The organism is Pseudenhygromyxa sp. WMMC2535, from assembly GCF_011083025.2.
In genome coordinates, this window is sequence record NZ_JABJWV010000001.1 from 7,693,404 (window position 1) to 7,715,594 (window position 22,191).

Annotated in this window: 16 protein-coding genes and 1 tRNA gene; 5 read left to right on the forward strand and 12 right to left on the reverse strand. The window is 69.5% G+C overall.

Annotated elements, in window-relative coordinates; translation table 11 throughout:
- Window positions 1-26 precede the first annotated feature (26 nt).
- Window positions 27-2,225 carry a hypothetical protein gene (locus tag G6O69_RS29805; protein WP_172306864.1) on the forward strand — a complete coding sequence of 733 codons (2,199 nt, stop codon included), beginning with the start codon at window positions 27-29 and terminating at the stop codon, window positions 2,223-2,225.
- 132 nt (window positions 2,226-2,357) lie between these two features.
- Here the strand turns inward: G6O69_RS29805 and G6O69_RS29810 are convergent.
- Together G6O69_RS29810 and G6O69_RS29815 are read right to left on the reverse strand one after the other, a co-directional pair.
- Window positions 2,358-2,429 (reverse strand) — tRNA-Cys (locus G6O69_RS29810).
- Window positions 2,430-2,754: 325 nt separating this feature from the next.
- Window positions 2,755-3,546 carry a hypothetical protein gene (locus tag G6O69_RS29815; protein WP_172306865.1) on the reverse strand — a complete coding sequence of 264 codons (792 nt, stop codon included), beginning with the start codon at window positions 3,544-3,546 and terminating at the stop codon, window positions 2,755-2,757.
- A gap of 227 nt (window positions 3,547-3,773) precedes the next feature.
- Here G6O69_RS29815 and G6O69_RS29820 point away from each other — a divergent pair, with 227 nt between their 5' ends.
- Both G6O69_RS29820 and G6O69_RS29825 read left to right on the forward strand, forming a co-directional pair.
- Window positions 3,774-4,352 carry a hypothetical protein gene (locus G6O69_RS29820; protein WP_172306866.1) on the forward strand — a complete coding sequence of 193 codons (579 nt, stop codon included), beginning with the start codon at window positions 3,774-3,776 and terminating at the stop codon, window positions 4,350-4,352.
- A 30-nt stretch (window positions 4,353-4,382) separates the two neighbouring features.
- A complete protein-coding gene (locus tag G6O69_RS29825) occupies window positions 4,383-5,408 on the forward strand; it encodes a GntG family PLP-dependent aldolase (protein ID WP_172306867.1) in 1,026 nt (341 codons plus the stop codon).
- An 88-nt stretch (window positions 5,409-5,496) separates the two neighbouring features.
- On the opposite strand, the gene G6O69_RS40720 is transcribed toward G6O69_RS29825, so the two are convergent.
- From G6O69_RS40720 to G6O69_RS29845, 4 genes are all read right to left on the reverse strand, one after another.
- Window positions 5,497-7,218: a GYF domain-containing protein gene (locus G6O69_RS40720; RefSeq protein ID WP_172306868.1), complete on the reverse strand. Its 1,722-nt coding sequence runs from the start codon at window positions 7,216-7,218 to the stop codon at window positions 5,497-5,499.
- 445 nt (window positions 7,219-7,663) lie between these two features.
- A complete protein-coding gene (locus G6O69_RS29835; protein WP_172306869.1) occupies window positions 7,664-8,950 on the reverse strand; it encodes an adenylosuccinate synthase in 1,287 nt (428 codons plus the stop codon).
- Window positions 8,947-10,317 carry an ATP phosphoribosyltransferase regulatory subunit gene (locus G6O69_RS29840; protein ID WP_172306870.1) on the reverse strand — a complete coding sequence of 457 codons (1,371 nt, stop codon included), beginning with the start codon at window positions 10,315-10,317 and terminating at the stop codon, window positions 8,947-8,949. Before G6O69_RS29840 ends, G6O69_RS29835 begins: the two co-directional genes overlap by 4 nt.
- 4 nt (window positions 10,318-10,321) lie before the next feature.
- A complete protein-coding gene (locus tag G6O69_RS29845; protein ID WP_172306871.1) occupies window positions 10,322-11,641 on the reverse strand; it encodes a DUF1015 domain-containing protein in 1,320 nt (439 codons plus the stop codon).
- A 134-nt stretch (window positions 11,642-11,775) separates the two neighbouring features.
- On the opposite strand from G6O69_RS29845, the gene purH reads away from it, so the two are divergent.
- Both purH and purD read left to right on the forward strand, forming a co-directional pair.
- Window positions 11,776-13,392: a bifunctional phosphoribosylaminoimidazolecarboxamide formyltransferase/IMP cyclohydrolase gene (gene purH, locus G6O69_RS29850; protein WP_346017100.1), complete on the forward strand. Its 1,617-nt coding sequence runs from the start codon at window positions 11,776-11,778 to the stop codon at window positions 13,390-13,392.
- A gap of 30 nt (window positions 13,393-13,422) precedes the next feature.
- On the forward strand, window positions 13,423-14,709 hold the full coding sequence (purD, locus tag G6O69_RS29855; RefSeq protein ID WP_172306872.1) for a phosphoribosylamine--glycine ligase: 1,287 nt from the start codon (window positions 13,423-13,425) through the stop codon (window positions 14,707-14,709).
- Window positions 14,710-14,885: 176 nt separating this feature from the next.
- Here the strand turns inward: purD and G6O69_RS29860 are convergent, their stop codons facing one another.
- The 6 genes from G6O69_RS29860 to G6O69_RS29885 form a co-directional block, all read right to left on the reverse strand.
- Window positions 14,886-15,380, reverse strand: a complete 495-nt coding sequence (locus G6O69_RS29860; protein ID WP_255215909.1) for a sigma factor-like helix-turn-helix DNA-binding protein — start codon at window positions 15,378-15,380, stop codon at window positions 14,886-14,888.
- A 137-nt stretch (window positions 15,381-15,517) separates the two neighbouring features.
- The gene (locus tag G6O69_RS29865; RefSeq protein WP_172306873.1) at window positions 15,518-16,063 is read right to left on the reverse strand and encodes a MerR family transcriptional regulator; all 546 of its coding nucleotides are present in this window, start codon (window positions 16,061-16,063) and stop codon (window positions 15,518-15,520) included.
- Between the two features lie 558 nt (window positions 16,064-16,621).
- Window positions 16,622-18,511: a serine/threonine-protein kinase gene (locus G6O69_RS29870; RefSeq protein ID WP_172306874.1), complete on the reverse strand. Its 1,890-nt coding sequence runs from the start codon at window positions 18,509-18,511 to the stop codon at window positions 16,622-16,624.
- 330 nt (window positions 18,512-18,841) lie between these two features.
- Window positions 18,842-19,747, reverse strand: a complete 906-nt coding sequence (locus G6O69_RS29875) for a penicillin-insensitive murein endopeptidase (RefSeq protein ID WP_176397163.1) — start codon at window positions 19,745-19,747, stop codon at window positions 18,842-18,844.
- 55 nt (window positions 19,748-19,802) lie between these two features.
- Window positions 19,803-20,858 carry a hypothetical protein gene (locus G6O69_RS29880; RefSeq protein ID WP_176397164.1) on the reverse strand — a complete coding sequence of 352 codons (1,056 nt, stop codon included), beginning with the start codon at window positions 20,856-20,858 and terminating at the stop codon, window positions 19,803-19,805.
- Between the two features lie 3 nt (window positions 20,859-20,861).
- Window positions 20,862-22,190 (reverse strand): aminotransferase class III-fold pyridoxal phosphate-dependent enzyme, encoded by a 1,329-nt coding sequence (locus tag G6O69_RS29885; protein WP_172306876.1) that lies wholly within the window; start codon window positions 22,188-22,190, stop codon window positions 20,862-20,864.
- Window position 22,191: the final 1 nt, after the last annotated feature.

Below are 22,191 nucleotides of genomic sequence, written 5' to 3' on the forward strand. Positions count from 1 at the left end.
GAGCATCTGGCCCGTACACTCCCCGAGTGCCCCGTCGGCCATTGCTCCTGACCCTGGCGCTGCTCCTCGCCGCGCCGGCCTGTACCAAGACCCACGCCGCGGGGACCCACGCGCCCTCCCTTCAGGTCCCGGCCGAGATCGACGATCTCGGCGACTTCGAGGCCGCGCGAAACGCCTACGCGCTCCTCGATCCCGCAGACGCCAGCCGCGCAGCGCTCCGCGAGAAGCTCATCGACTACCTCGCAGGCTACGTCGACGAGGCCCTCGACGAGGACCGCGACGACGCCGCAGTGGGCGCTCTCGAGCAGCTCGCGGGGCTGTGGCTGCCCCGAGAGCTGGCCGAGCCCAAGCCCAACCCCAAGGCCGCTGCGATCGGTCGTCGGGTCTACGGGCAGGTCGCCCAGAGCGGTGACGAGGGCTCCGCCCTGCTCGCCCTGGCCTTCATCGAGGTCTTTGGCGACGCCGAGGCCCGCGCGCAGGCCCAAGCGGACTACACGCTGCTGCAGGACTGGCTCGAGCGCACGGGCGCCTTCGGCACGGATCCCCGCTACGGCGACGTGCTCGAGCGCCTGCTCGAGGGCGCCAGCGCGGTCTTCCCCAGCCCTTTTTTGACCGAGGCCCTGGCCGACACCTACCTCGAGCGCCACCGGGCCGCCCAGCGCGAGGGCAGCCGAGATCCCCGGGTGATCTACACCGGCTACCTCGTCGCCCGCGCCCACCTGCGCGCCGACGATCCCCAGGCAGCCGTCGCCGCCATCGATCGCCTCGAGGTCGACGAGTCGACCCGAGCGCTGCGCGATCTGATCGCCGACGCGACCCGAGCCGACGCGCGCTCGTCCGCGGATCTCGTCCAGCTGATCCACGAGTTCACCCCCGAGCCTGGCGGTGGCCTGCCCGAAGAGATCGTCGCCCAGAGCTGGGGCATCGTCGACAACCTGTCCCGCCGGGCCCTGGCCCGCGACCCGGGCGATCCGCCGGCCAACCTCGCGCGCGGCCGGGTGCTGCGGGCCCTCAACCTCCACGAGGCGGCGATCGTCCACTACGAGCGCGCCTTCGCGGGCAAGAGCCGCGCGAGCGACCGCAACGATCTCCACCGCGCGTGGAGTGAGCTCGCCGAACTCTACCAGCTCGTGCTCGAGCGCGAGGGCGCCCGCGGGGCCGACGAGGCCGCCCAGACCCTCGCCCGCGTCGAAGACTTCCACGCCCGCGCCCGCGACACCTGGCCACAGCAGCCCGTCGAGCCGGGGCTGCCCATGGCGTGGATGACCGTGGCCGTCGCCGAGTTCGACGCGGGCTACGTCGACGAGGCCCAGCGCCTGCTCGAGGAGGCCGTCGCCCTCGAGCCGCAGCCCATGGCCCTGTCCTTGCTCGGGACCATCGCGGCGCGGCGCGGCGAGTTCAACACGGCGCGCGCGACCTTCGAGCGCATCTTGGCCCTGCCCTTCTCCGATCAGCTCGAGCGCTACGACTGGCAGATCCGCGCCAACGTCCAGCTCGCCGACATCGAGGTCCTCGCGGGTCGTCCCCAGGCCGCCGAGGCGCCGCTGCGCGAGGCCCTGAGCCAGCTCAACACCTTGCTCGGCTACCCCGGGCTGGCCGACTTCGTCCGCGTCGAATTCCTGACCCGCCGGGTCACCGTGTTCTTCAGCCTCGGCGAGATCGACCTCGCCATGAAGGACTACCGCGCGGCCCACAGCCTCGCCCCCGACTCGGTCGGGATCTACGGCGACGCGATGACCTTCACCTTCGTCCACGCCCACCTCGACGAGGCCCGCGAGATCTTCATGGACGCCCTCGCCTCCGAGGGCTCCAACGACGAGCTCGAGGTCTACTTCTCGCTGTGGGTGGCCGATCTCGCCGCGCGCCTGAAGCAACCCGACGCCGGCGAGGAGGCCCTCGCCCGCCTGCGCAGCTACGCCGACGACGCGTCCAACGACGCCTGGCAGCGCAAGCTCGCCCTCCACGGCCTCGGTGAGCTCGACGGCGACGCGCTGATCGCCGCCGCCGGCGAGCCGCGTCAGCGCTCCGAGGCGCACTTTTACGCCGGGCTAGCGCAGTGGCGAGGCGGCCAGCACGACGCGAGCCTCGAGCACATGCGCGAGGTGATCGCCGCCGGCATGCTCGGCGACTTCGAGTACCAGATGGCCCAGCGCTTCTTGCAGTGGAAAGAGCTGCCCGAGTCGCCGCGGCGAGCGGCCCAAAAGCCCGAGGTCGCGGCGAACTGATCCGTCGAACTGGACCGGCGAACTGGGCCCAGGAGCGAGGCTCAGCTGGCAACGGCAGCCCCCTCGACCCAGCGCCTGGCCCGAAAACAAAACGAGCGAGCCGCTTGGCTCGCTCGCTTTGTTTTTCGAGTTAGGCACGGGCCGGAATCGAACCGGCGAATAGAGCTTTTGCAGAGCTCTGCCTTACCACTTGGCCACCGTGCCGCGGTCGTCGTGGGGACGGTGAACTAACACGGGTATCGGGCGCTCGCAAGCGCTTTTCTTCGCCGCTCATCTCCAACGTGGCACCAGCACAGCGCAAACGACGAGCGCGCCGGTGAGTGCCCCACCGACGCGCCCGAGCTTGGCTGAGAGCTAGGAGCCCGTGGTGAAACCCAACACGACACCTCGCTTGGTCTTTTCGCCGAGGGCTTTGTCGCCAAAACTGGCAGTACGCCCGGTACAGCGGCGTTTTGGCTTCGCGCCCTCGACGAAAAACCCGGCGCCAGGAGCCGCGCTGGGTTCCACCACGGGCTCCTAGCCGATTCGATCAGAGCCCGCCGAGCGGGTTGTCGCCACCGCCGAGCTTGATCTTGTCCTTGCGCTCCTTGGTGGCCGGCTTGGACTTGCTCGAAGAGGAGCTGCTGCTGCCGCCGCCCTTCTTCTTGTTGCTCTTCTTCTTGCTGTCGAGCGCGTCCTGTTCCTCCTTGAGCTTGGCCTGCTCGGCGAGGATGGCCGCACGCTCGGTCTCGGTGGTCGCCTTGGCCAGCTTGCTCTCGAGATCCTTGGCCTTCTTGTCGAGCTCCTCTTGCTTCTTCTTGAGCTCGGCGGCCTCGGCCTCGGCGGCGGCGCGGGCCTTCTTCTCGGCCTCGAGCTCCTCGGCCTGCTGGGCCTTCTCGGCGGCGATCTGCTCGTTCTCCTTGCGCTTTTGAACGAGGAAGTAGCCGCCCACGGCGAGGCCGACAGCGAGGACGCCGGCGGTGATGTAGAGCCAGTAGGGCGTCTTCTTGCGCTCGGCCATCTTGACCTGCGCGTCGAGTCGCATCTGCTCCTCGCGCAGGCGGGCCTCTTGCTCGGCGCGGCTGCGAGCCTCGGCCTCGGCGATGCGGATCCGCTCCTCTCGCTCCTTGGCCTCGCGAGCCTCCTGCTCGACGCGCTGGCGCTCCTCTTCTTCCTGGCGCAGGCGCTCCTCTTCTTCACGGCGGGCCCGCTCTTCGGCCTCGACGCGCGCGCGCTCTGCTTCATCTAGGCGGCGCTGCTCGTCCTCGACTTGTTGAACTCGCTGAGCTTCGAGGTTCTTGAGCTCCTCTAGCGCGATCAGGGCTGAGTTTTCTCGTGTCATGCTGTCCTGGACTCCGCTGCTGCTGGGCGACTGCTGCTACCGCTGGGGCTGGGGGCGATCTCGATCTACCAGGTTGCTTCGTGTCGAAGCGGTACGGGAGATCACGAACTTTGGGCCGAACGCACGAGCCAATGAGGCGGTTTGCCCCGGCTGCTTGGCCTCGATATGCGTCTGCTCAAAAATGCCGGAATTTTGCTCGCCGCGCTACCCCCCTCTAGCGTCCGACCATGACCTCGGCGCGCGCGCTCCGACGCATGCATGTCGGCCCCTTCGCCCTGATCGCGCTACTTGCGACCTGCGTGGGCGTGGCCGCGATCCCCGAGCGGGAGGTCGGCGCCTCTCCCGGGCAGGGCGAGGACGCCCTCGACGCCTCCCACACCCCCGAGCACCGCGCCGCGATGATCGAGCACCAGCGCGTGCTCAGCTACCCCTTCCCCCAGGTGTGGCCGACCGCGATTCGCTACCTGCGCATCGATCGTGGCTTCGAGGTGACGGACCGCGACGAGGAGGCCGGCTACATCCTGTTCGAGTTCGACCTCGAGGGAGATCGCCAGGGATCTGGCAGCCTCGAGATGTTTGCGACCGAAGACTCCTCTGGCCGGCCCTCGGTGAGCGTGTCCGTGAGCACCAGCGCCGGGCCCGTGCACTTGCCCAACGCCATCCTCGACGGGCTCGCTGCCAAGGTTCGCGCCGAGCGCGGGCAGCCGGCATCCCCGCCCAAGCGCGAAGAGGAGCCGCCGCCCAAGCAGGATGATCCCGAGGACGATCACTCCGTGCCCTTGATGCCGGCGCCCCTGGATCCCTGATCCAGCCGTGATCGAGCTAGAACGCGGATCATGACGGCGGTCATCGATCTGCGCAGCGACACGGTCTCCAAGCCGACCCCAGCCATGCGCGCGGCCATGGCCGCCGCGCCGGTCGGGGACGACTGCTACGCCGACGATCCAAGCGTCAACGCCCTCGAGGCCGAGGTCGCGGCGCTGCTCGGCAAACCCGCCGCGCTCCTGCTGCCCTCGGGGACCATGGCCAACCAGATCGCCGTGGCCACCCACGCCCGCCCAGGCGAGGTCCTCGCCTGCGTCGCCGAGGCCCACGTCCAGGTCCACGAGGACGCCTCCCCTGCCCGCCTGTCCGGCGTCCAGGTCGAAGCGCTGGGCGATCGCGCGGGCTTCGACGCCGACACCCTCGCGGCCCGGCTGCTCGAGGAGCGCTGCGGCTGGCCGCGCGTGGGCCTGGTCTGGATGGAGAACACCCTCGGCCTCGCCGGTGGCCTGGTCTGGCCGCACGAGGCGATGCGGGCCGTGTTCGAGCGCGCCCAGGCCCACAGGCGTCCGGTCCACATCGACGGTGCCCGGCTGTGGAACGCCCACGTGGCCAGCGGCCTGCCCATGCGTACCCTCGCCAGCGTCGCCGACAGCGTGAGCGTATGCCTGAGCAAGGGCCTGGGCTGCCCCGTGGGCTCGGTGCTCGTCGGCGAGCACGACTTCATCGCCCGCGCCCGCGCCACCCGCCACGCCTTTGGCGGCGCGCTGCGCCAAGCTGGGGTGCTCGCCGCCGCCGGGCGCCACGCCCTCGAGCACCACATCGCGCGCCTCGCAGACGACCACCGCCGCGCCCGCGCGCTGTGGGCAGAGCTGAAGGATCTCCCCTGCTGGACCGCGATCGAGCCGCAGACCAACATCGTGCGCTTCGACCTCCCAGCCGGCGAGGACGCGGAGCCGCTGTGCGCCCGGATCCGCGCCCGCGGCGTGCTCTGCCATCCAAACAAGTACGCAGAGATCCGCCTGGTCGTGCACCTCGGCGTCGACGACGAGGCCGTGGAGGCGACCGTCCAGCGCGTCCGCGAAGCTCTCCTCGCGTAGTAGCGCCCAATCCCCATCAACCAAAACGAAGAGGCCACCAAGTGGTGGCCTCTCGCGCGGGCTCAGGCCCGCTCCAGTCGAGCTGGGTTCACATCCGGAAGCCGAACTGGAAGCCCTGCTGGTCCGCCTGGAACTTGGGGAAGGTCGCCTTCTTGGCGGCCGCCGCCACACAAGAGCCGAGCGCCGTGCTGGCGTGCTCGCCGGTCGGCGTGGCCGAAGCCACCGTGCCCGAGGAACCCTTGACCGAGAACTTGACCATGACCTTGGTGCCGGCCGCGGCCCCGTTCTTGGGCCCGCAGGCCTTGGCCTGCGCCTTGACCGAGTCGATGCCCTTCTTGATCTCGGCGGTGCCGAGTTTCTTGGGCAAGCTGGGGTCGACCGCCGCCGAGGACGAGCCGGACGAGCTGCTGCTGCCGCCCTTCTTGCACTTGGGCAAGTTGGGGTCGAGGAGACAGTCGACGTCGGGCTCGGAGGATCCGGACTTGGTGCCCGAGGACGAGCTGCCCGAGGACGAGCCCGAGGACGCGCTGCTCGAGCTGCTTCCGCTCGAGGCCACGGAACCGCTGCTCGAGCCGGACTTGCTGGACTTGCCCGACTTGCTGGACTTGCCCGACTTGCTGGACTTGCCCGACTCCTCGTCGCCGGTCTCGCCGGTGTCGCCGGTGTCCTCGTCCTTCTCGTCGTCCTTCTCGTCGTCCTCTTCGTCCTTCTCCTTGCCCTTGTCGTCGTCATCGTCCTTCTCGGCCACGGTGCCGGGGGTGACGATGGTCTTCTCGATGATCTGGGGCTCGACGGGCGGCTTCAGGAGGATGAAGGCGCCGGCGCCGAGGAGGCCGACGGTGAGCAGGCCGATGAGGATGTATATCGGCGCGTTCGAGCGCTGCGGAGTGGGCTCGGGGGTGACCGTGGGCGTGGGCTCGCTGGCCAGCGGCTCGACCGAGAGGCCACCGAGACCGCCGCCGCCAAAGCTGGGCAGCATCTCGTCTTCGCCACCGCCACCGCCACCGCCACCGCCACCGCCCTGCTCGTCGAGCATCGCGCTCATGGAGCGGATGTCGATGAGCCCCGAGCCTTCGGAGGCCGGCGCGGTGGTCGAGGGCGCGGCGCGGACCGGGCCCGCGCTGGACGGCTTGCCCGTCGACGCCATCGCCTTGAGGCTGTCGAGGGAGAAGAGCACCGAGTTCTCGTTGCGCTGACCCGTCAGCGACGACACCCGGGGCGACTCCTCTTCGGCCGCGGCCGAAGCAGAGGAAGACGCGGCCGCCGGGGGCTCCTCGGGCTGGTCGCCAAAGCCACCGCCGAAGTCACCGCCACCGCCAAAGTCACCGCCGCCACCGAACTCACCGCTCCCGCCGGAGAAGGCGTCCTCGGAGGCGCCACCGGAGAAGGGATCGGCAGCCGCACCAGCAGCTGCAACGGCGGCACCGCCAGCGGCAGCCGCTGCGGCACCACCCGCGGCGCGATCGGGGAGATCGGCGAAGGCCTCGACCTGACCGAGCTCGATCCAGTCTTCGAAGCCCTCCTGCCAAACGGAGGTCGACTTGTCGATCTGACCGGCGTCGTAGCGCTTGCGGACGTCGTCTTCGGAGATCGGCCCGACGGTCTCGCCGTCCACTGCGATGTGCCAGCCAGCGGGCTCATCTGCGGCGGCGCCCTCGTCCGCAGCGGCACCGGCGTCACCGCCCGCAGCCTTGTCGCGGACGATGATGACGTTGCTGCACTTCTTACAGCGGATCTTGAAGGTCTTCCCGCGGACCTTTTCGTCCGCGATGGAGTACTTCGCACCGCACTTGTCGCATTCGATTCTCATGGGCTGGGTTCCTCTGCCGGAATCGCCGGCTGGCCTCTGCGGATCTGTTCGTCGGCCCGGAAGGAGATTCGGGGCGCCGCTGCTGCGGTCGCGTCCCGAACGTCTGGGAGGCTGAAGCTTGGCGTCATGGGGACGTTGAGCCCACGCGAGCGACCGGAGCCACCGGTGGAGGGGGCGCCAGTATATGGAACGAGGTGTGGGCACACAACCACCGAAGCCCTCCCCTCGCCACCAAACTCATCGGTGGGTTGCAGGTGGGCCTGAGGGCGGTTCCGCGGTGAGTCCGCATGGTTGCGCGGTGGTCGTTTCAGCCTGGTGACGGGCGCCGAGGCGCCACGGGAACGCCGCATTGGCGCCGAGAACCCCGACCCCCTGCACACCCCCTCTGGGCCGACGAGGGGGCGCAGGCGCGTGGATCGAGGCGGGGCGGCCGGCGGCACGGGGCTCAGAACGCGTCCGATAGGCGAATGGTCTGTTCGCGATCGGCACCGACGGAGATCATCGTGATCGGCACGCCAGTCGCCTCCTCGATGCGATCGAGATAGCGGCGGACCGGCGCGGGGAGCTCGTCGGGGCGCCGAGCCTTGCTCACGCGTTCACCCCACTCGGGGCCGCCGGCCCAGTCACCCACGGCCTCGTAGACCGGCGCGGCCTCGTCGAAGCCGTCTCGACCGGGGTCGAGGTCGTCCGCGTAGCGCGTGCAGATCTCGATCTTCGGCAGGCACGCGAGCACGTCGAGCTTGGTGACCACCAGGCCGGTGAGGCCATTGCGCCGGGCGGCGAGGCGCAGCGCGGGGAGGTCGAGCCAGCCGCAGTCGCGCGGGCGCCCCGTGGTCGCGCCGTACTCACCACCCGCGTCGCGCAGGCGATCTCCAGCTTCGCCCTCGAGCTTCGTCGGGAAAGGCCCCGCGCCGACCCGAGTCGTGTAGGCCTTGGTGATGCCCCAGACCCCATCGACCAGGGTTGGCCCGATCCCCAACCCCGTGCACACGCCACCGGCGATGGTCGAACTCGAGGTCACGTAGGGGTAGGTGCCGTGGTCGACGTCGAGCAGGGCACCTTGTGCCCCCTCGAAGAGCACGCGCTTGCCCGCGGCGACGAAGTCGAGCACCTCGGCGCTCGCGTCACAGGCCATCGGGCCCATCCACGCGGCCCAGCTCGCCGCCTGTGCGCACAGGGCATCGACGTCGATCTCGCGGTCGCGGCCGAGGCGGGCGAACTCGGGCTCGAGGGCGCGCTTGTTGTGCTCGAGGCGCTCGCGCAAGCGCGCGGGCGAGAGCAAGTCGCGGACCCGAATGCCGCGCCGGGCGACCTTGGCCTCGTAGGCCGGGCCGATGCCGCGTCGCGTGGTCCCGATGGTCTGCGCCGCCGAGGCGTCCTCGCGCAACCCATCGAGCTCCCTGTGAAAAGGAAAGATGACATGGGCGTCGAGGGACACCCGCAGCTCGTCGCCCTGGAGCAGCCCCTGCCCGCGGATCTCCGCGATCTCCTCTTTGAAGACCTCGGGGTCGATGACCATGCCCGCGCCGAGCAGGCAGCGAGTCCCCGGGTAGGTGCAGCCCGAGGGCACCAGGTGGGTGACGATCTTCTTACCCTCGACCACCAGGGTGTGCCCGGCGTTGTTGCCACCGGCGTAGCGGGCCACGAGATCGGCCTCGGCCGCGATCACGTCGACGACCTTGCCCTTGCCTTCGTCGCCCCATTGGGCGCCGACCACCGCGAGCGTGCTCATGTATTCGAACTCCCGTGCATCACCTTCTCCTGCCGCCAGCCGCTGGCGCGTCGGCGCCAGCGCTCACGGACAATCTCACGACCGTCGACGCGCAGCCAGCTCAAACGCGCGGCGTCGCGACGATCGGCCATGGCCTGCGCGGCCTCCAAGCCGAGCTCTGTGTCGATCCAGGCGCGCAAGCCCCGAGCGCGCGCGCCCCTGGCCTCGGCGGCCGCCTCCGCGCGCAGCTGTGCGCGCAGCGCCTTGCTGGCCCGTTTTGGTGGCGGCGCGATGGCGACCATCCGCGCCGCCAGAGCCTGCTCGCCCTCGACGCTCACCCCGGCGGCTAACAGCGCCTCCTCGAGGGCGTCGAGGTCCACGGCGAAACCCGTGGCCGGCAGCGAGGCGCCATAGCGCGCGAGCATGTCGTCGTAGCGTCCGCCACGGACCACCGGCTCGCTCGAGCCTGGCGCCCAGACCCGCAGGCGCATGCCCGTGTAGTAGTCGAAGCCGCGGACCTCGCCCAGGTCGACGAGCAGGCGCTCGTGGACCCCGGGGTGCTCGGCCGCGAGGGCGGCGACCACCGCCCGCAGGCGCGCGACGGCCTCGCCCACGCCGGGGCCGAGGGGCGCCAGCTTGCGCTCGGCAGCGGCCAGCAGCTTGGGCTCGCCGTGGAGATCGCAGAGGCTGGCCGCGGCCTCGCCCACCTTGCCGCGCACGCCCCAGCGCTCGAGCGCCGCGCTCAGGCCCTCGCGATCCTTGCGCGCGAGTCGACCTCGCAGCTCGCGCTCGGCCGCGGGCGGCAGCTCGAGCTCGGCCAGCATCCCTCGGATCACGCCGGTGTGCGCGAGATCGAAGCGGTGCGTGGCGCAGCCCTGGCCGCGCAGGGCCTCGTCGGCCAGGCCGATCAGCTCGGCGTCGGCCTCGGGGCTGCCGTCGCCGACGTACTCGACCCCGACCTGGTGGAGCTCCGCGCGATCGTAGTGACCCGCGGGCAGGCGGACCAAGGTGGCCGCGTAGCACAGGCGCATGGCGTCGCCGGCCTGGACCGAGCCGCCGACGCGCTGGGCGACCATGCGGGCGATCTGCGGGGTCACGTCCGAGCGCAGGGCGATCAGCTCGCCGGTCCCCGCCTCGATGAAGCGAACGCAGCGCTCGCGCATGGCGTCGTCGAGGCCGCGGCCGAGGACCTCGAAGTACTCGAGCAGCGCCGGGGCGACCTCGCGGTAGCCCCAGGCCTCGAAGGTCCGCAGCAGCCCCTCGCTCACGGCCCGGCGCCGACGCGTCGGCCCCGGCAGGCCATCGCGGGCGCCGGTCGGCAACGGGTTGAACACGCTCGCGTCGACGATCGCCGTCGTCTTCGCGGCCTTGACCTCGGCCTTCGCCATGATCTCAGCGCCCGATGTCGCGGAACACCAGGCCGGTGGGGATCTTCGGGAAGAAGAAGGTGCTCTTTTGCGGCATGACCTCGCCGCTGTCACAGACCGCGACCACGTCGCCGACGGGAGTCGCGTTCATGAAGCAGACCAGCTGCGTGCCGCCCTCGGGGTCGTCGCCCTGGGCCACGGCCAGCGCCTTGGGCGTGGACTTGTAGTAGCGCAGGTTGGTCTTGGCGGCCTGGGCTTCCTTGCTGATCCCGAGCACGCGCTCGAGCACGAGCTCGTGGAGCAGCGCGACGTCGAGGCGCTGGAGGGCCTCGGGCAGCGCACCCAGCCCAGCCGCGGCGGGATCGAAGTCCGCGCGCAGGGTCAGCAGCTGCATCGTCCCCTCCCCCGGCACCGCCAGGCCAACGGCCGCGCGGCCGTCCGCGGCCTCGCTCGCGCCGATCAGCGTGCTGCGCAGGTCCGCAGGATCCCCGGGCAGCGCCCGCGCCTCCACGTCGAAGTAGGGCCGCAGCTGAGCGATCACCTCGTCGAGGGCCTGCGCCTCGATGCCGTGGACCAGGCGGTGCGTCGGCAGCACGACCAGGCCGTCGTCGTCGAGGTTGCTGAGGTAGATCATCCCCCACTTCGCGGCCTCGCCCCGGCCGGCGGCCTCGAGCTCGTCGCGGAAGGTGCACATGGTCTCGTAGCGGTGGTGACCATCGGCGATGTAGATGTTGCGATCGGCGAGCACGGCCTCGAGCGCGGCGCAGGCCTCGGGATCGTGGACGCGCCACAGCGTGTGCTCGACCCCGTCCCACTCGACCGCCATCACCGGCTCACCGCGGGCCGCCTCGACGGCGGCCTCCCAGGCGCGCTCGGGATCCGAGAACATCCCGAACACCAGCTCGAGGTGGGCGTCGCAGGCCCGCATGAGCTCGAGGCGATCTTGCTTGGGCCCGGACAAGGTGCGCTCGTGGGGCAGCACCGGGCCGCGGCCAAAGCGGGTCAGCTCGATCAGGCAGATGAAGCCCTTGCGGGTGTAGGTCTGGCCCTCGGACTCGAAGCGCTGGTGGTAGACGTAGATGCTCGGCTCGAGGTCGCGCACGAAGGCCTCGGCCGTCAGCTTGCGGAAGGCCTCGGCGCCGGCGCGATACTTGGCCAGGGGATCCTCGCTGCCCGCGGGGGCCTCGGGCAGGATCACGTGGACACAGTTGTGCGGCGACGCGCCCGCGAGCGCGGCCCGCTGCTCGGCGTCGATGACGTCGTAGGGCGGCGCGAGCAGATCAGCGGGTTCCCCGGCTCGGGGGAGGTCGTAGCGGAGGCCCTCGAAGGCGCGAATCCTGGCCATGGGGGGCCCTATACCGCGAGCGGAGCGAGGCGTGAACCGTATAGCGGACCTCGCGAGGGGCGCGGGGGGTGTGAGCTTGGGCGGACTCCCCTCCCGCGCTGGTCACCCCACCGCCCCTATGGTACCGGGACGCCGTGTCGACCTCGCCTGCCCCCCTGCGCCGCGCGCTCGTCAGCGTCAGTGACAAGTCCAAGCTCGACGTGCTCGCCGAGATCTTGATCGCCCACCGCGTCGAGGTGCTCTCGACCGGCGGCACCTACAAGGCGCTGAGCGAGCTCGGCGTGGCCGTGGTCAAGGTGTCCGAGTTCACCGGGGCGCCCGAGATCCTCGACGGCCGGGTCAAGACCCTGCACCCCAAGATCCACGGCGGCATCTTGGCCCTGCCGACCGCGGCCCACGAGCGCGAGCTCGAGCTTCACGGCATCGCGCCCATCGATCTGGTGATCGTCAACCTCTACCCCTTCCGCGAGACCATCGCCAAGCCCGGGTGCAGCTTCGAGGACGCGATCGAGAACATCGACATCGGCGGCCCCACCATGGTCCGCGCCGCCGCCAAGAACTGGCCGCGCGTGGCCGTGATCGTCGATCCCGACGACTACGCGACCCTCGGCGAGACCCTGCGCGAGAGCGCGGGCAAGCTCCCCGAGGGCTTCCGCCGGGCCATGGCGCGCAAGGCCTTCGCGCACACCGCCAGCTACGACGCGGCCATCGCCACCTACCTCTCGAGCTACGACGACGCCGGCGAGGCCGCCCCCGCCGAGCAGGTCCCGGCCGGGCTCTTCGTCTCCGGTGAGCCCGTCGTCGAGCTGCGCTACGGCGAGAACCCCCACCAGCACGCGCGCTTCTTTGCGACCAGCTACGCCGCCGACGAGCCCACGGGCCTCGACAAAGCCCTCGTCCACCAGGGCAAGGCGCTGAGCTACAACAACCTGCTCGACGCCGACGCGGCCCTGGGGCTGATCCGAGACCTCCACGCCGGCTTGGCCGAGGGCGCCAAGGCGGCCGCCGTGTTCAAGCACCTCTCGCCCTGCGGCGCGGCCATCGGATCGAGCGGCGACAGCCTCGCCGAGGTCTACCTGCGCGCCCGCGAGGCCGACGCAGAGAGCGCCTTCGGGGGGATCGTCTCGCTGACCGAGATCGTCGACGCGGCCACGGCCGAGAAGCTGATCGAGACCTTCCTCGAGGTCGTGGTCGCCCCGGGTTACAGCGAGGAGGCCCGGACGATCCTGGCCAAGAAAAAGAAGCTCCGCCTGCTCGAGGTCCCCGAGATGTTCGCCGCCCACGCCGGGCCCGCGCCGCTGCGCGTGCGCTCCGTGGCCGGCGGCTTGCTCATGCAGCGCGAGGACACCATCGGCGTGGCCGCGAGCGACGGCCAGGTGCCCACGGCTCGCAAGCCCGACGCCGGCGAGCTGCGCAGCCTCGACCTCGGTCAGCGCGTGGGCAAGCACGTGCGCAGCAACGCCATCGTGCTCGTCAAGGACGGCGTGACCGTGGGCATCGGCGGCGGCCAGACCTCGCGGGTCGAGGCCGTGCGTCAGGCGATCAAGCGCGCCGGCGACCTGGCCAAGGGCGCCGTGTTGGCCTCCGACGCCTTCTTCCCCTTCCGCGACAGCATCGACTCGGCCGCCGAGGCGGGCGTTCGCGCGGTGATCCAGCCTGGCGGCTCGATCAAGGACCGCGAGGTGATCGCGGCCTGCGACGAGCACGACATGGCCATGGTGTTCACCGGCGAGCGCCACTTCAGGCACTGATCCCAAAACCCAAAGCCCCGGAGTTTTGCGATGACCAAGATCCTGATCGTCGGCGGCGGAGGCCGCGAGCACGCCCTCGCCTGGCGCTGCGTCCACGAGGGCCACGAGGTCCTCGCCACCCCGGGCAACGACGGCATCGCCAGGCTCCCCGGGGCCCGCTGCCTCGCCACCGCCGACGATCACGGCGCCGTGGTCGAGCTCGCCCGCCGCGAGGCCGTCGAGCTGGCGATCGTCGGCCCCGAGGCCCCGCTGGTCGACGGCCTCGCCGACGCCCTGCGCCGCGCCGAGATCCCCACCCTCGGTCCCGGCGCCAGCGCGGCCCAGCTCGAGGGCAGCAAGGCCGTGGCCAAGCAGTTCATGGCCCGCCACGGCGTCCCCACGGCCCGCCACGTGACCGTGCGCGAGCTCGACGCTGGCCTCGCGGCCCTGCGCGAGTTCGACGAGGCCCCCGTGGTCAAGGCCAGCGGCCTCGCGGCGGGCAAGGGCGTGGTCGTGGCCGAGACCCACGCCGAGGCCGAGGCGGCCCTGCGCGCCTGCCTCGAGGGCGGTCGCTTTGGCGCCGCGGGCTCCGAGGTCGTGCTCGAGCAGCGCCTGCGCGGCCAGGAGGCCAGCTTCTTCGTGCTCACCGACGGTGAGCACGCCGCGACCTTCGAGCCCTGCCAGGACCACAAGCGCATCGGCGAGGGCGACACCGGCCCGAACACCGGGGGCATGGGCGCCTACTGCCCCGCGCCGATCGTCGACGCGGCCGTGCGCGAGCGGGTCGCAGCGCGGATCGTCGCCCCCACCTTGGCCGGCCTGCGCGAGGACGGCCGGCCCTTCGTCGGCGTGCTCTTCATCGGCCTGATGATCGACCCCGCCGGCGATCCCCAGGTCATCGAATACAACGTGCGCTTCGGCGATCCCGAGGTCCAGCCGCTGATGCTCGGCCTGCGCACGCCCCTGGTCCCGCGCCTGCTGGCCGCGGCCACGGGCAGCCTCGCCGACGAGCACCTCCCCGGTGATCCAGCGGCGACGGTGATCCTGGCCTCGGCCGGCTACCCCGAGCGCTCCACGAAGGGCGTCGAGCTCGTCGGCCTCGAGGCCGCCATGGCCCGCGCCGACGCGGATCCCGAGCTCGCGCTCTTTCACGCCGGCACGCGCCGGGATCCCCAGTCTGGGCTGTGGACCAGCAACGGCGGCCGGGTGCTGGGCGCCTGCGCCCGCGGCTCGGACCTGCGCGCGGCCCTGTCCCGGGCCTACGATCTGCTCGGCACCATCGAGCTCGAGGGCGGCCAGTTCCGCCGCGACATCGGCCACGCGGTGCTCGGCAGCTGAAGCCCCCGACGGCACGAACGCGAACACCGACCGGGCGCAGGGGCGCGCGCGGGTCGGCACGAACGCGAACACCGACCGGGCGCAGGGGCGAGCGCGGGGTCGGTGCGAGGTCGGCGATGGCGGGCTCGGTCGGCGGCGTCGCTGCAACGCGCGCCCCTGCCCTGCTCGATCGCGTCCTACTGGCGCATCAGGTAGCTCATCAGATCCTCGCCGCCAGCCTCTTTGAGCTTCATCAGGCCGCGGACCTCGACCTGACGGATCCGCTCGCGGGTCAAGTTGAGGATCTCGCCGACCTCTTCGAGGGTGATGCCGCCTTGCTCGGCCACGTCGAGGGCGCAGGAGTTGTCCAGCTCCCAGACCTCGCGCTCCGGGAAGTTGACCTTGATGCTGCCGGTGCGCGGGTTGACGTCGATGTAGAGGTGGTACTTGCAGCTCACGTAGGGGCAAGGCCGCGAGACGTTGGCGCACTCGCTGCGGGTCTCCGGGCGCCAGTAGCTGCGCTCGGGGTAGAGCAGCGCGCCGATGCGCAGCTCCTCTTTGGTCAGCCGCTTCATGGCGATGGTCTTGGCCTTCGAGCGTCGCCGGATCGGGGGGATGCTGCCGCTGATCGGCATGATCGCCGGGGCTGGGGCCGTGGTCTGGGCTTCGGGGTTGGTCGGGGTGTCGATCATCGGAGGTCTCGCAGTCGCTCGAGCAGGGGTCGGAGGAGAAGTCGGGAGAAGTCGGAGGACGCAGCCCTGCCTGGCTTCGCGCGAACAGGCGCGGACCATTGGCGTGGTGAGGGCTGACGAGGACGAGAAGTGTGGTGTTAGAGCAGCTCGGTGGGGTCAGCCACGCCGCCACCACGAGGGCGGCGCGCACCGGCAGCGGGGATCAGCATCTTTTCCAGGCGATGGACGGCGTCGAGCAGCTCGGCGGCGGCTCGGCGCACGAGGGCGAGCTCTTCGAACAGGCGCTCGCGTCGGTTGGTCGCAGGCAGCTCACCGAGCTTGGCCTCGAAGCGATCGATCAGCTTGGTGCTGGCGTCGTCGAGGGTCTCGATGTCGTCCTTGAAGGCGAGGAACTTGTCTTGGATCTCCTCGAGCGTGTAGCGCTCGGCCATCAACTTCTTGATCAAGTTGATGCGCCGGACCGCGCGGATCGGGTACACGCCCCGGGATCCCTGGTGGCGCCCCTTTTGGCCGACACGGTACGAGCGCGGGACCAGCCCGAGCTGCACGTAGCGGCGAAGGTTGGCCTCCGAGAAGCGCACCTTTCGGTCGGCGAACACCCGGACGATCTCTTGCGAGGTCAGCCCTTCGGCGTTGGCGGCTTCGATCTCGCGGAGCTGCGCTTCGGACAGTGCGGTGGCCATGACCTTGATCGTGCGTTCGAGAGAGCGGGTGGATGCGCCAAGAAAGAGAGCCGAGAAGAGAGTGGCGCGAGGAGAGAAGTGGACTCGGAGAGAGTCGAACGCAGACGCTAGGACAGATCTGATTAGAAGATCAATCTGTTTGGGAGCGCCTAAATGTACTCTATTGAGTGGATTCAAAGAAGCACTTTCTCTTCGCCCACTCAAATTTTTTCAGATCAAAGAGGCCCCGTTGACCTCCAAACCTGAACACAAGAGCAGACTCGATGATCCCGCACATCCGCCAATGGCCTCTAAACGCCTATATTCTGCGTTTCAGAGGCCTGAACAGAGTGCTAGGGAACGCTAGATCCGACCATCCAGGGCCGTCTTAGTGATCGATTCGAGCGATCCAGCGTGTCCACGACTGGATCGATCGAGTGGATCCCGAAGGCGTCCTGTAACGAATCGAATCCTATGTTCAGTCCCAAATCAGGGACTGTCCAAAAGGACAAGACAACTTATCCACATATCCACAGGTCATTGTCCCAAAGGACAGTGCCAACTGTGGGCCACCGAGCGTCAGTGGACTTCCTGGACACCAAAGCCGCCGCCCTTGCTCATCCGAACCCGGTATTCGCGCCCAGCCTTGATTTTCAAGCGTTTCTTGGCGTTTTTCCACTCGCCGTCGATCTCCCGGAACTGCACCCGGTAGCTTCCAGGGCGCAGCGAGATCGACGCAGATGGCTCGAGGGAGAGCTGCTTCCCGGCGATCTTCACGTAGACAAACATATAGTCGCCTGTAAGAAACGTAATCTCCGATGGCGTCCTATCCACCTGAGTTTTCTTCTCAGTCGTCTCGGTCCCGCTCTCGTCCTCGTTCTCGTCCTCGTCCTCGTCCTCGTCCGCAGTCTCCCCATCGGAGCTCTCGCCGGTGTCGCTGGTCCCAGTCGAGTCACCTTCGAGTTCGGATGACGGATCGCCGGTGCCGCTGGTCCCAGTCGAGTCACCTTCGAGCTCGGATGACGGCACGATCGCAACTTGCGAGTCCGTGGCAGGGCCGCCGAGGTCCGCTGGCGAGGATGTCTCGCTCAGCGCGTGCCCAACAGCTGCGTCATCAACGCCCTCCAGGTCATCGCTGCCCCCTTCCCCACCTGCGACTACATCGTCGCCTCCATTCCCCCACCATCCCATGCCAAAACCGAGCCCGAGCACGCCAAAGCCCATGGCCATGAACACCGCGACAGCCATCAGCGCCATCCAGCGCGTGACCTTGCCGGGGTCCTGCTCGACGCTGGCGGCCCAGGTTCGCGTCTCGACAGCGTGGCCGCCGGTGGGCGCGCGCGAGGGCTGCGAGTCTCGGCTTGGCTCGTCGACCTCGGTCGGCTCGAGACGATCGGTGCGCGCGCTGCCCTCGGAGGGTGAGCTCGCCAAGGTCGCGGTCTGAGCGGATCCCGCGATGCCCTTTGTCGACCCGGCCAGGGCGACGCTCGCGGTGTCCGCGGTCGCAGCCTGTTGCCGCGCTCGGCCCCGAGCCTCGGCCTCGGCCATCATCGCGCTCGTCAGGATGCCGGAGCGCGGCGCCTCGACACCCACCCAGCGACGGACCAGGCGCGCGAGCTCGATCGAGCTGTTGCGGAAGCCCTGCCAGCGGTGCAGGACCTCGAGCGCCTCCTCGGCCGAGGCGATGCGCTGCTTGGGATCGGGCTCGAGCAAGCGATGACACAGCTCGGCCAGGGGCGCCGGCGTATCTGGAGGCAGCGGCTTGTACTCACCCGAGAGGACCATCGAGTAGAGGTCGCTCTCGTCTCGCGTGTTGCGGAACTTCTCGCCGAGCAAGAGCTCGTGGAGCATCGCCCCCACGGCGTAGATGTCGACGGTGGGCTCGCGCGAGCGCCCCTTGAGCTGTTCGGGCGCCATGTAGCGCAGCTTGCCCTTCACGTGCATCCCCGAGGTCTCCTCGCGAGCGAGGCGAGCGACTCCGAAGTCCGCGAGCTTGACCTCACCGGAGACCGAGAGCAGCACGTTTTGAGGCGAGACGTCGCGGTGCACGATCGTCGACTGGCTGCCGTCGTGGTGCAGGCCGTGGGCGTAGGCCAGCGCGCGCAGGACCTCGCCGATGATGTGCGCCGAGACCTCTGCGTCGAGTCTGTCCTCTCCGGCGAGCATCTTGCGGCGCAGCTCCGACAAGTTGAGGCCGTCGATCCACTCCATGACCATGTAGATCTCGCCGTCGTTCTCACCGACGTCGAAGACCTGGACCACGTTGGAGTTGGTCAGCAGCATCGACAGCCGCGCCTCCTCGAGGAACATCTCGCGGTAGGCCGGATCGTCGAGGACGTTGCGCGCGAGCAGCTTGATCGCCACGGCCTTGCTCGCTCCGCCCATGGCCGCACGACGCCCCATCCAGACCTCGGCCATTCCGCCGGATCCGATCTTGCGCAGTAGCTCGTAGTCGCCGAGTCTCCTCAAGGCCCGAAAGGTTCGCGTTCGGAGCTTGGAGCTGTCAACCGCATCCGACCTCCAGACCCTCGTGACGCGGGCCGTCAGCCCGGCCCTCACCGGTCGTTTGCGCAGGAACTTGGAGCTCCGAGGGAGTGTCACCAGGGACGAGAGCGTCGCGTGCACGACCTGTCTTCGGCCCGCGCTCGCGCTGCGTGCAGGGTTTCTCCAGGTTTTTTCCAGATGACGCGGCAGGAGCTCGTTTTTGCACTTCAGTGCAGCCTACGAACACACCTCGCGCTGTGCGCGCACAGGCTACATAGGGCCACGGCCCAATGCCCCTCGACGAAGCCCCCACCCTCAGCCGTGTAAAAAGAAGGTCGGCCGGACCATGATCGCCCGCGTCAACGCAGGCTCATAGCGCTCGGGCCCCGCGTACTTGTAGGTCTTCTTCTCGTGCTGCCAGACCGGTCCCGTGTCGACGCAGCCGAGGCCACGATCGGCGCGCGAGCAGTACACCCGGACGTGGAAGTGATCGTCGTGCGGCGCCGAGGCGCCAGGCTGGCGCATGACCTCGCGAGCGTACTCGATCACCCAGCGCGGACGCTCGTTCTTCTCGGCCCAGCGCAGCAGCCGGGTCTGGAGCGCGTTGCTGACGAAGATCCACTGGATGCGGACGGCGCGATCGGAGAGCAAAGCCTCGACCAGCGCCCAATTGCGCGCGTCGTCGAAGCGCCGCGCCTGCCAGGTGGGCTCCTCGTAGCCGAGCGCGCTCATCTGCCGCGGCACGAAGGGCTCGCCCTCCCCGTCGAAGTGGACCATCTCGACCGCGGGCGGGGCCATCGGCCGGCCGCGCTCGTCGACGGCGTAGAAGATCAGATCCACGTCGCGGCCGCTCTGGTGGCTGGCGTGCCACATGGTCTTGCCCCCGCGCTTGGGCGAGAGGTCCGCGACGCCCAGGGTCACCCGGCGCGGGGACTCGGCGCGGACCTTGGCGGCCGTGCGCTCGACGAGGGCGACGAGCTCCTCGGTCCCCCACTGGTTGCCGCGCTCGCGCCACGTCCGGGGCACCTCGAAGCCCTCGCCACGCCTGGGCATCTTCGCCGGGCGGTGGATCCGCCCGCCGTTGCTCTGGCCGATCGACACGGAGGTGTAGTCGGTCCAGCGACCCGGGGCGGCGCAGCCGGCGAGCGCCAACGACAAAGCTGGACCTGCGGTCGCCGAGAGCAACCTGGCCCAGCTTCGTCGCCGCGCTCGCGCAAGCACGGGATCAGTCTGCTCCGACCCCGTCAAAATCGCCAATTCGCCGCGGTCCGCGTCACTACTGCGGGTCCGGGATCAGGTCCGCGGCGAGGCGGAAGATCAGGAACTGGTGGTCCGGGTTGGAGCCGCCAGGCCACAAAAACGGGCTCTGGTTCGGCCAGACCACGTTCGCCGGATCCCAGTTGAACCACATCCACTTGGCCTCCTCGGGCATCACGTCCTGGCACACGAGGGGGAACTCGTTGCCAGCCTTGGCGCTGCCGTCGTAGGGCGTGGTGTTGTCCTCGCCGAAGACCACCGCGCCGTACTCCGTGCCCACGTCGTCGACCCAGCCGACGCTCGAGGTGTCGGGGCTCAGGGCGTCGGCGTTGCAGTCGACGATGTTCGTGTTGATCACGTCGAGGCTGGGGCCGCCGCTGCCGGGGTTGTAGTTGGAGCCCGTGGCGCAGACCTCCCAGCCCTCGTCGCCGGTGAGCACGTCCTCGCCAAAGCCCATCAGCCCGCCGTCACGGCGGAAGCGAGCGATCACGCCCTGGGTCGTCGAGGAGTCGGCCCAGGTCACGATGTAGAGGTAAGAGGCGTTGTCGGCCGCCTCGGCGGGGATCTGGTAGGTCTCCGGGCCGCCGTTGCAGTTGAAGATCTGGCCGGCGGTCGTGTTCTCGATGCCGCCGTAGTAGTTGGCCATGGCGCTCTCGGTGCCATAGCCAAAGCCGTAGGCGTTGTCGCTGGTGATCACCACCTCGATGTCCGACTCGGGCTCCTCCTCACCGGTCGTCTCGGAGCTCTCCCCTTCGGTGTCGGCGCTCTCACCTTCGGTGTCGGCGCTCTCACCCTCGGTGTCGGCGCTCTCCCCTTCGCTCTCCGAGCTCGACTCGGTCTCGGTCTCGGTCTCGGTGCTCTCCTCGCTCTCGCTCTCGCTCCCCGACTCCGAGCTGCTCGATCCCGACTCCTCGGAGCTCGAGCCCTCGGCGCTCGTCCCACTCGAGTCGCTCTCGCTCCCGGTCTGCGTCTCGCCGACCTCGTCGTCGCTCCCTCCCCCACCGTCGTCGGTGCAGGCGAAGGTCAGGGACAGCGCGGCAGCCAATGTCAGAAATTCGAAGCGAGGCGTATGCATGACTCAACCTTCGAAGACTTCGTCGGTGATGTCGAGACCACGATCGATGATCGCAAAGCCGTCACGCAGCTGTGTCTCACTAATGCAAAGCGGCGGATTGCACATGAAGCTGCCCCACCGGACGAAAGTGAACAGCCCCTCCTCGCGGAAGAAGGCCGCCAACTTGGTCATCGCCGGGTGGGTCCCGTCGTAGGGTGCAATGGGATCTCCCGCCGCGTTCTTTTGCACGTCGATCATCCCAAACAGCCCCAGGCAGCGACCCCCACGGACGGAGGGGTGCTTGGCCTGGAGCCTGTCCATCTCCTCGCGCATCACCCCCTGGAGCCGGGCGGCGTTGTCGACCATCCCCTCGTCGAGGAGGGCGTCGATCGCAGCCAGCGCCACCGAACAAGCGAAGGCGTGGGCGTTGTAGGTCAGCCCGCCCCAAAACACGTGCTCGCGGAAGTGGTCGGCGATCTTGCGGCGCACGCCCATGGCGCCGAGCGGCACGTAGGACGAGGTCAGACCCTTGGCCATGGTCAGGATGTCGGGGACCACGTCGTAGTGCTCGACGGCGAAGAGCTTGCCGGTCCGACCCCAGCCGCACATGACCTCGTCGCAGACCAGCAAGATCCCGTGGCGATCGAGGAGCGCGCGCAGACCTTGGAGCCAGCCGCGCGGCGGGGGCAGGATCCCGTTGGTCCCGGTGACCGTCTCGACGAAGACGGCCGCGATGGTCTCGGGCCCCTCGTACATGATCAGCTCCTCGAGGTAGCGCAGGTGGTTTTTGGTGATCTCGTCCTCGTCGGCGCCGTAGCTGTAGCCGTAGGGCCACGGCGGCATGAAGTGGACGAAGCCGGGGGCGCCGGGCTCGTTGTGCAGGCGCCGGGGGTCGCCGGTCAGCTGCATGCAGGCGTTGGTCGCCCCGTGGTAGCTGCGGTAGCTCGACAGGATCTTGTGGCGGCCGGTGTACAGCCGCGCGGCCTTGATCGCGTTCTCGTTGGCCTCGGCGCCGCCGAGGGTGAAGAAGAAGCTGTCGATGTCGCCGGGGCACAGCTCGGCCAGGCGCTTGCCCAGGCGCGCCCGCGGCTCGGTCGCCGCGCCGGGGTAGACGTAGTGCAGCCCGCTCTCGGCCGCGTCCTTCATGGCCGCGACGACCTTGGGGTGCGCGTGGCCGATGTTCACGCACATCAGCTGGCTGTTGAAGTCCAGGATGCGCTCGCCCTCGGGGGTGTAGAGGTAGACACCCTCGGCCCGGGCGACGGGCAGCGGCGAGACCTTGCCACTCGCCGCCCACGAGAACATCGTGTGCTCGAGGCAGTCGCGGATCATCTCTTCGGAGCTCATGGTCATG

Bases quoted from the DNA above. Each gene is read 5' to 3' on its own strand.
- G6O69_RS29845 (WP_172306871.1), bottom strand. From the start codon at position 11,641: ATGGCCAGGATTCGCGCCTTCGAGGGCCTCCGCTACGACCTCCCCCGA.
- G6O69_RS29885 (WP_172306876.1), bottom strand. From the start codon at position 22,190: ATGACCATGAGCTCCGAAGAGATGATCCGCGACTGCCTCGAGCACACG.
- G6O69_RS29865 (WP_172306873.1), bottom strand. From the start codon at position 16,063: ATGGCCACCGCACTGTCCGAAGCGCAGCTCCGCGAGATCGAAGCCGCC.
- purD (WP_172306872.1), top strand. From the start codon at position 13,423: ATGACCAAGATCCTGATCGTCGGCGGCGGAGGCCGCGAGCACGCCCTC.
- G6O69_RS29860 (WP_255215909.1), bottom strand. From the start codon at position 15,380: ATGATCGACACCCCGACCAACCCCGAAGCCCAGACCACGGCCCCAGCC.
- G6O69_RS29840 (WP_172306870.1), bottom strand. From the start codon at position 10,317: ATGGCGAAGGCCGAGGTCAAGGCCGCGAAGACGACGGCGATCGTCGAC.
- G6O69_RS29815 (WP_172306865.1), bottom strand. From the start codon at position 3,546: ATGACACGAGAAAACTCAGCCCTGATCGCGCTAGAGGAGCTCAAGAAC.
- G6O69_RS29835 (WP_172306869.1), bottom strand. From the start codon at position 8,950: ATGAGCACGCTCGCGGTGGTCGGCGCCCAATGGGGCGACGAAGGCAAG.
- G6O69_RS29820 (WP_172306866.1), top strand. From the start codon at position 3,774: ATGACCTCGGCGCGCGCGCTCCGACGCATGCATGTCGGCCCCTTCGCC.
- G6O69_RS29825 (WP_172306867.1), top strand. From the start codon at position 4,383: ATGACGGCGGTCATCGATCTGCGCAGCGACACGGTCTCCAAGCCGACC.
- G6O69_RS40720 (WP_172306868.1), bottom strand. From the start codon at position 7,218: ATGAGAATCGAATGCGACAAGTGCGGTGCGAAGTACTCCATCGCGGAC.
- G6O69_RS29880 (WP_176397164.1), bottom strand. From the start codon at position 20,858: ATGCATACGCCTCGCTTCGAATTTCTGACATTGGCTGCCGCGCTGTCC.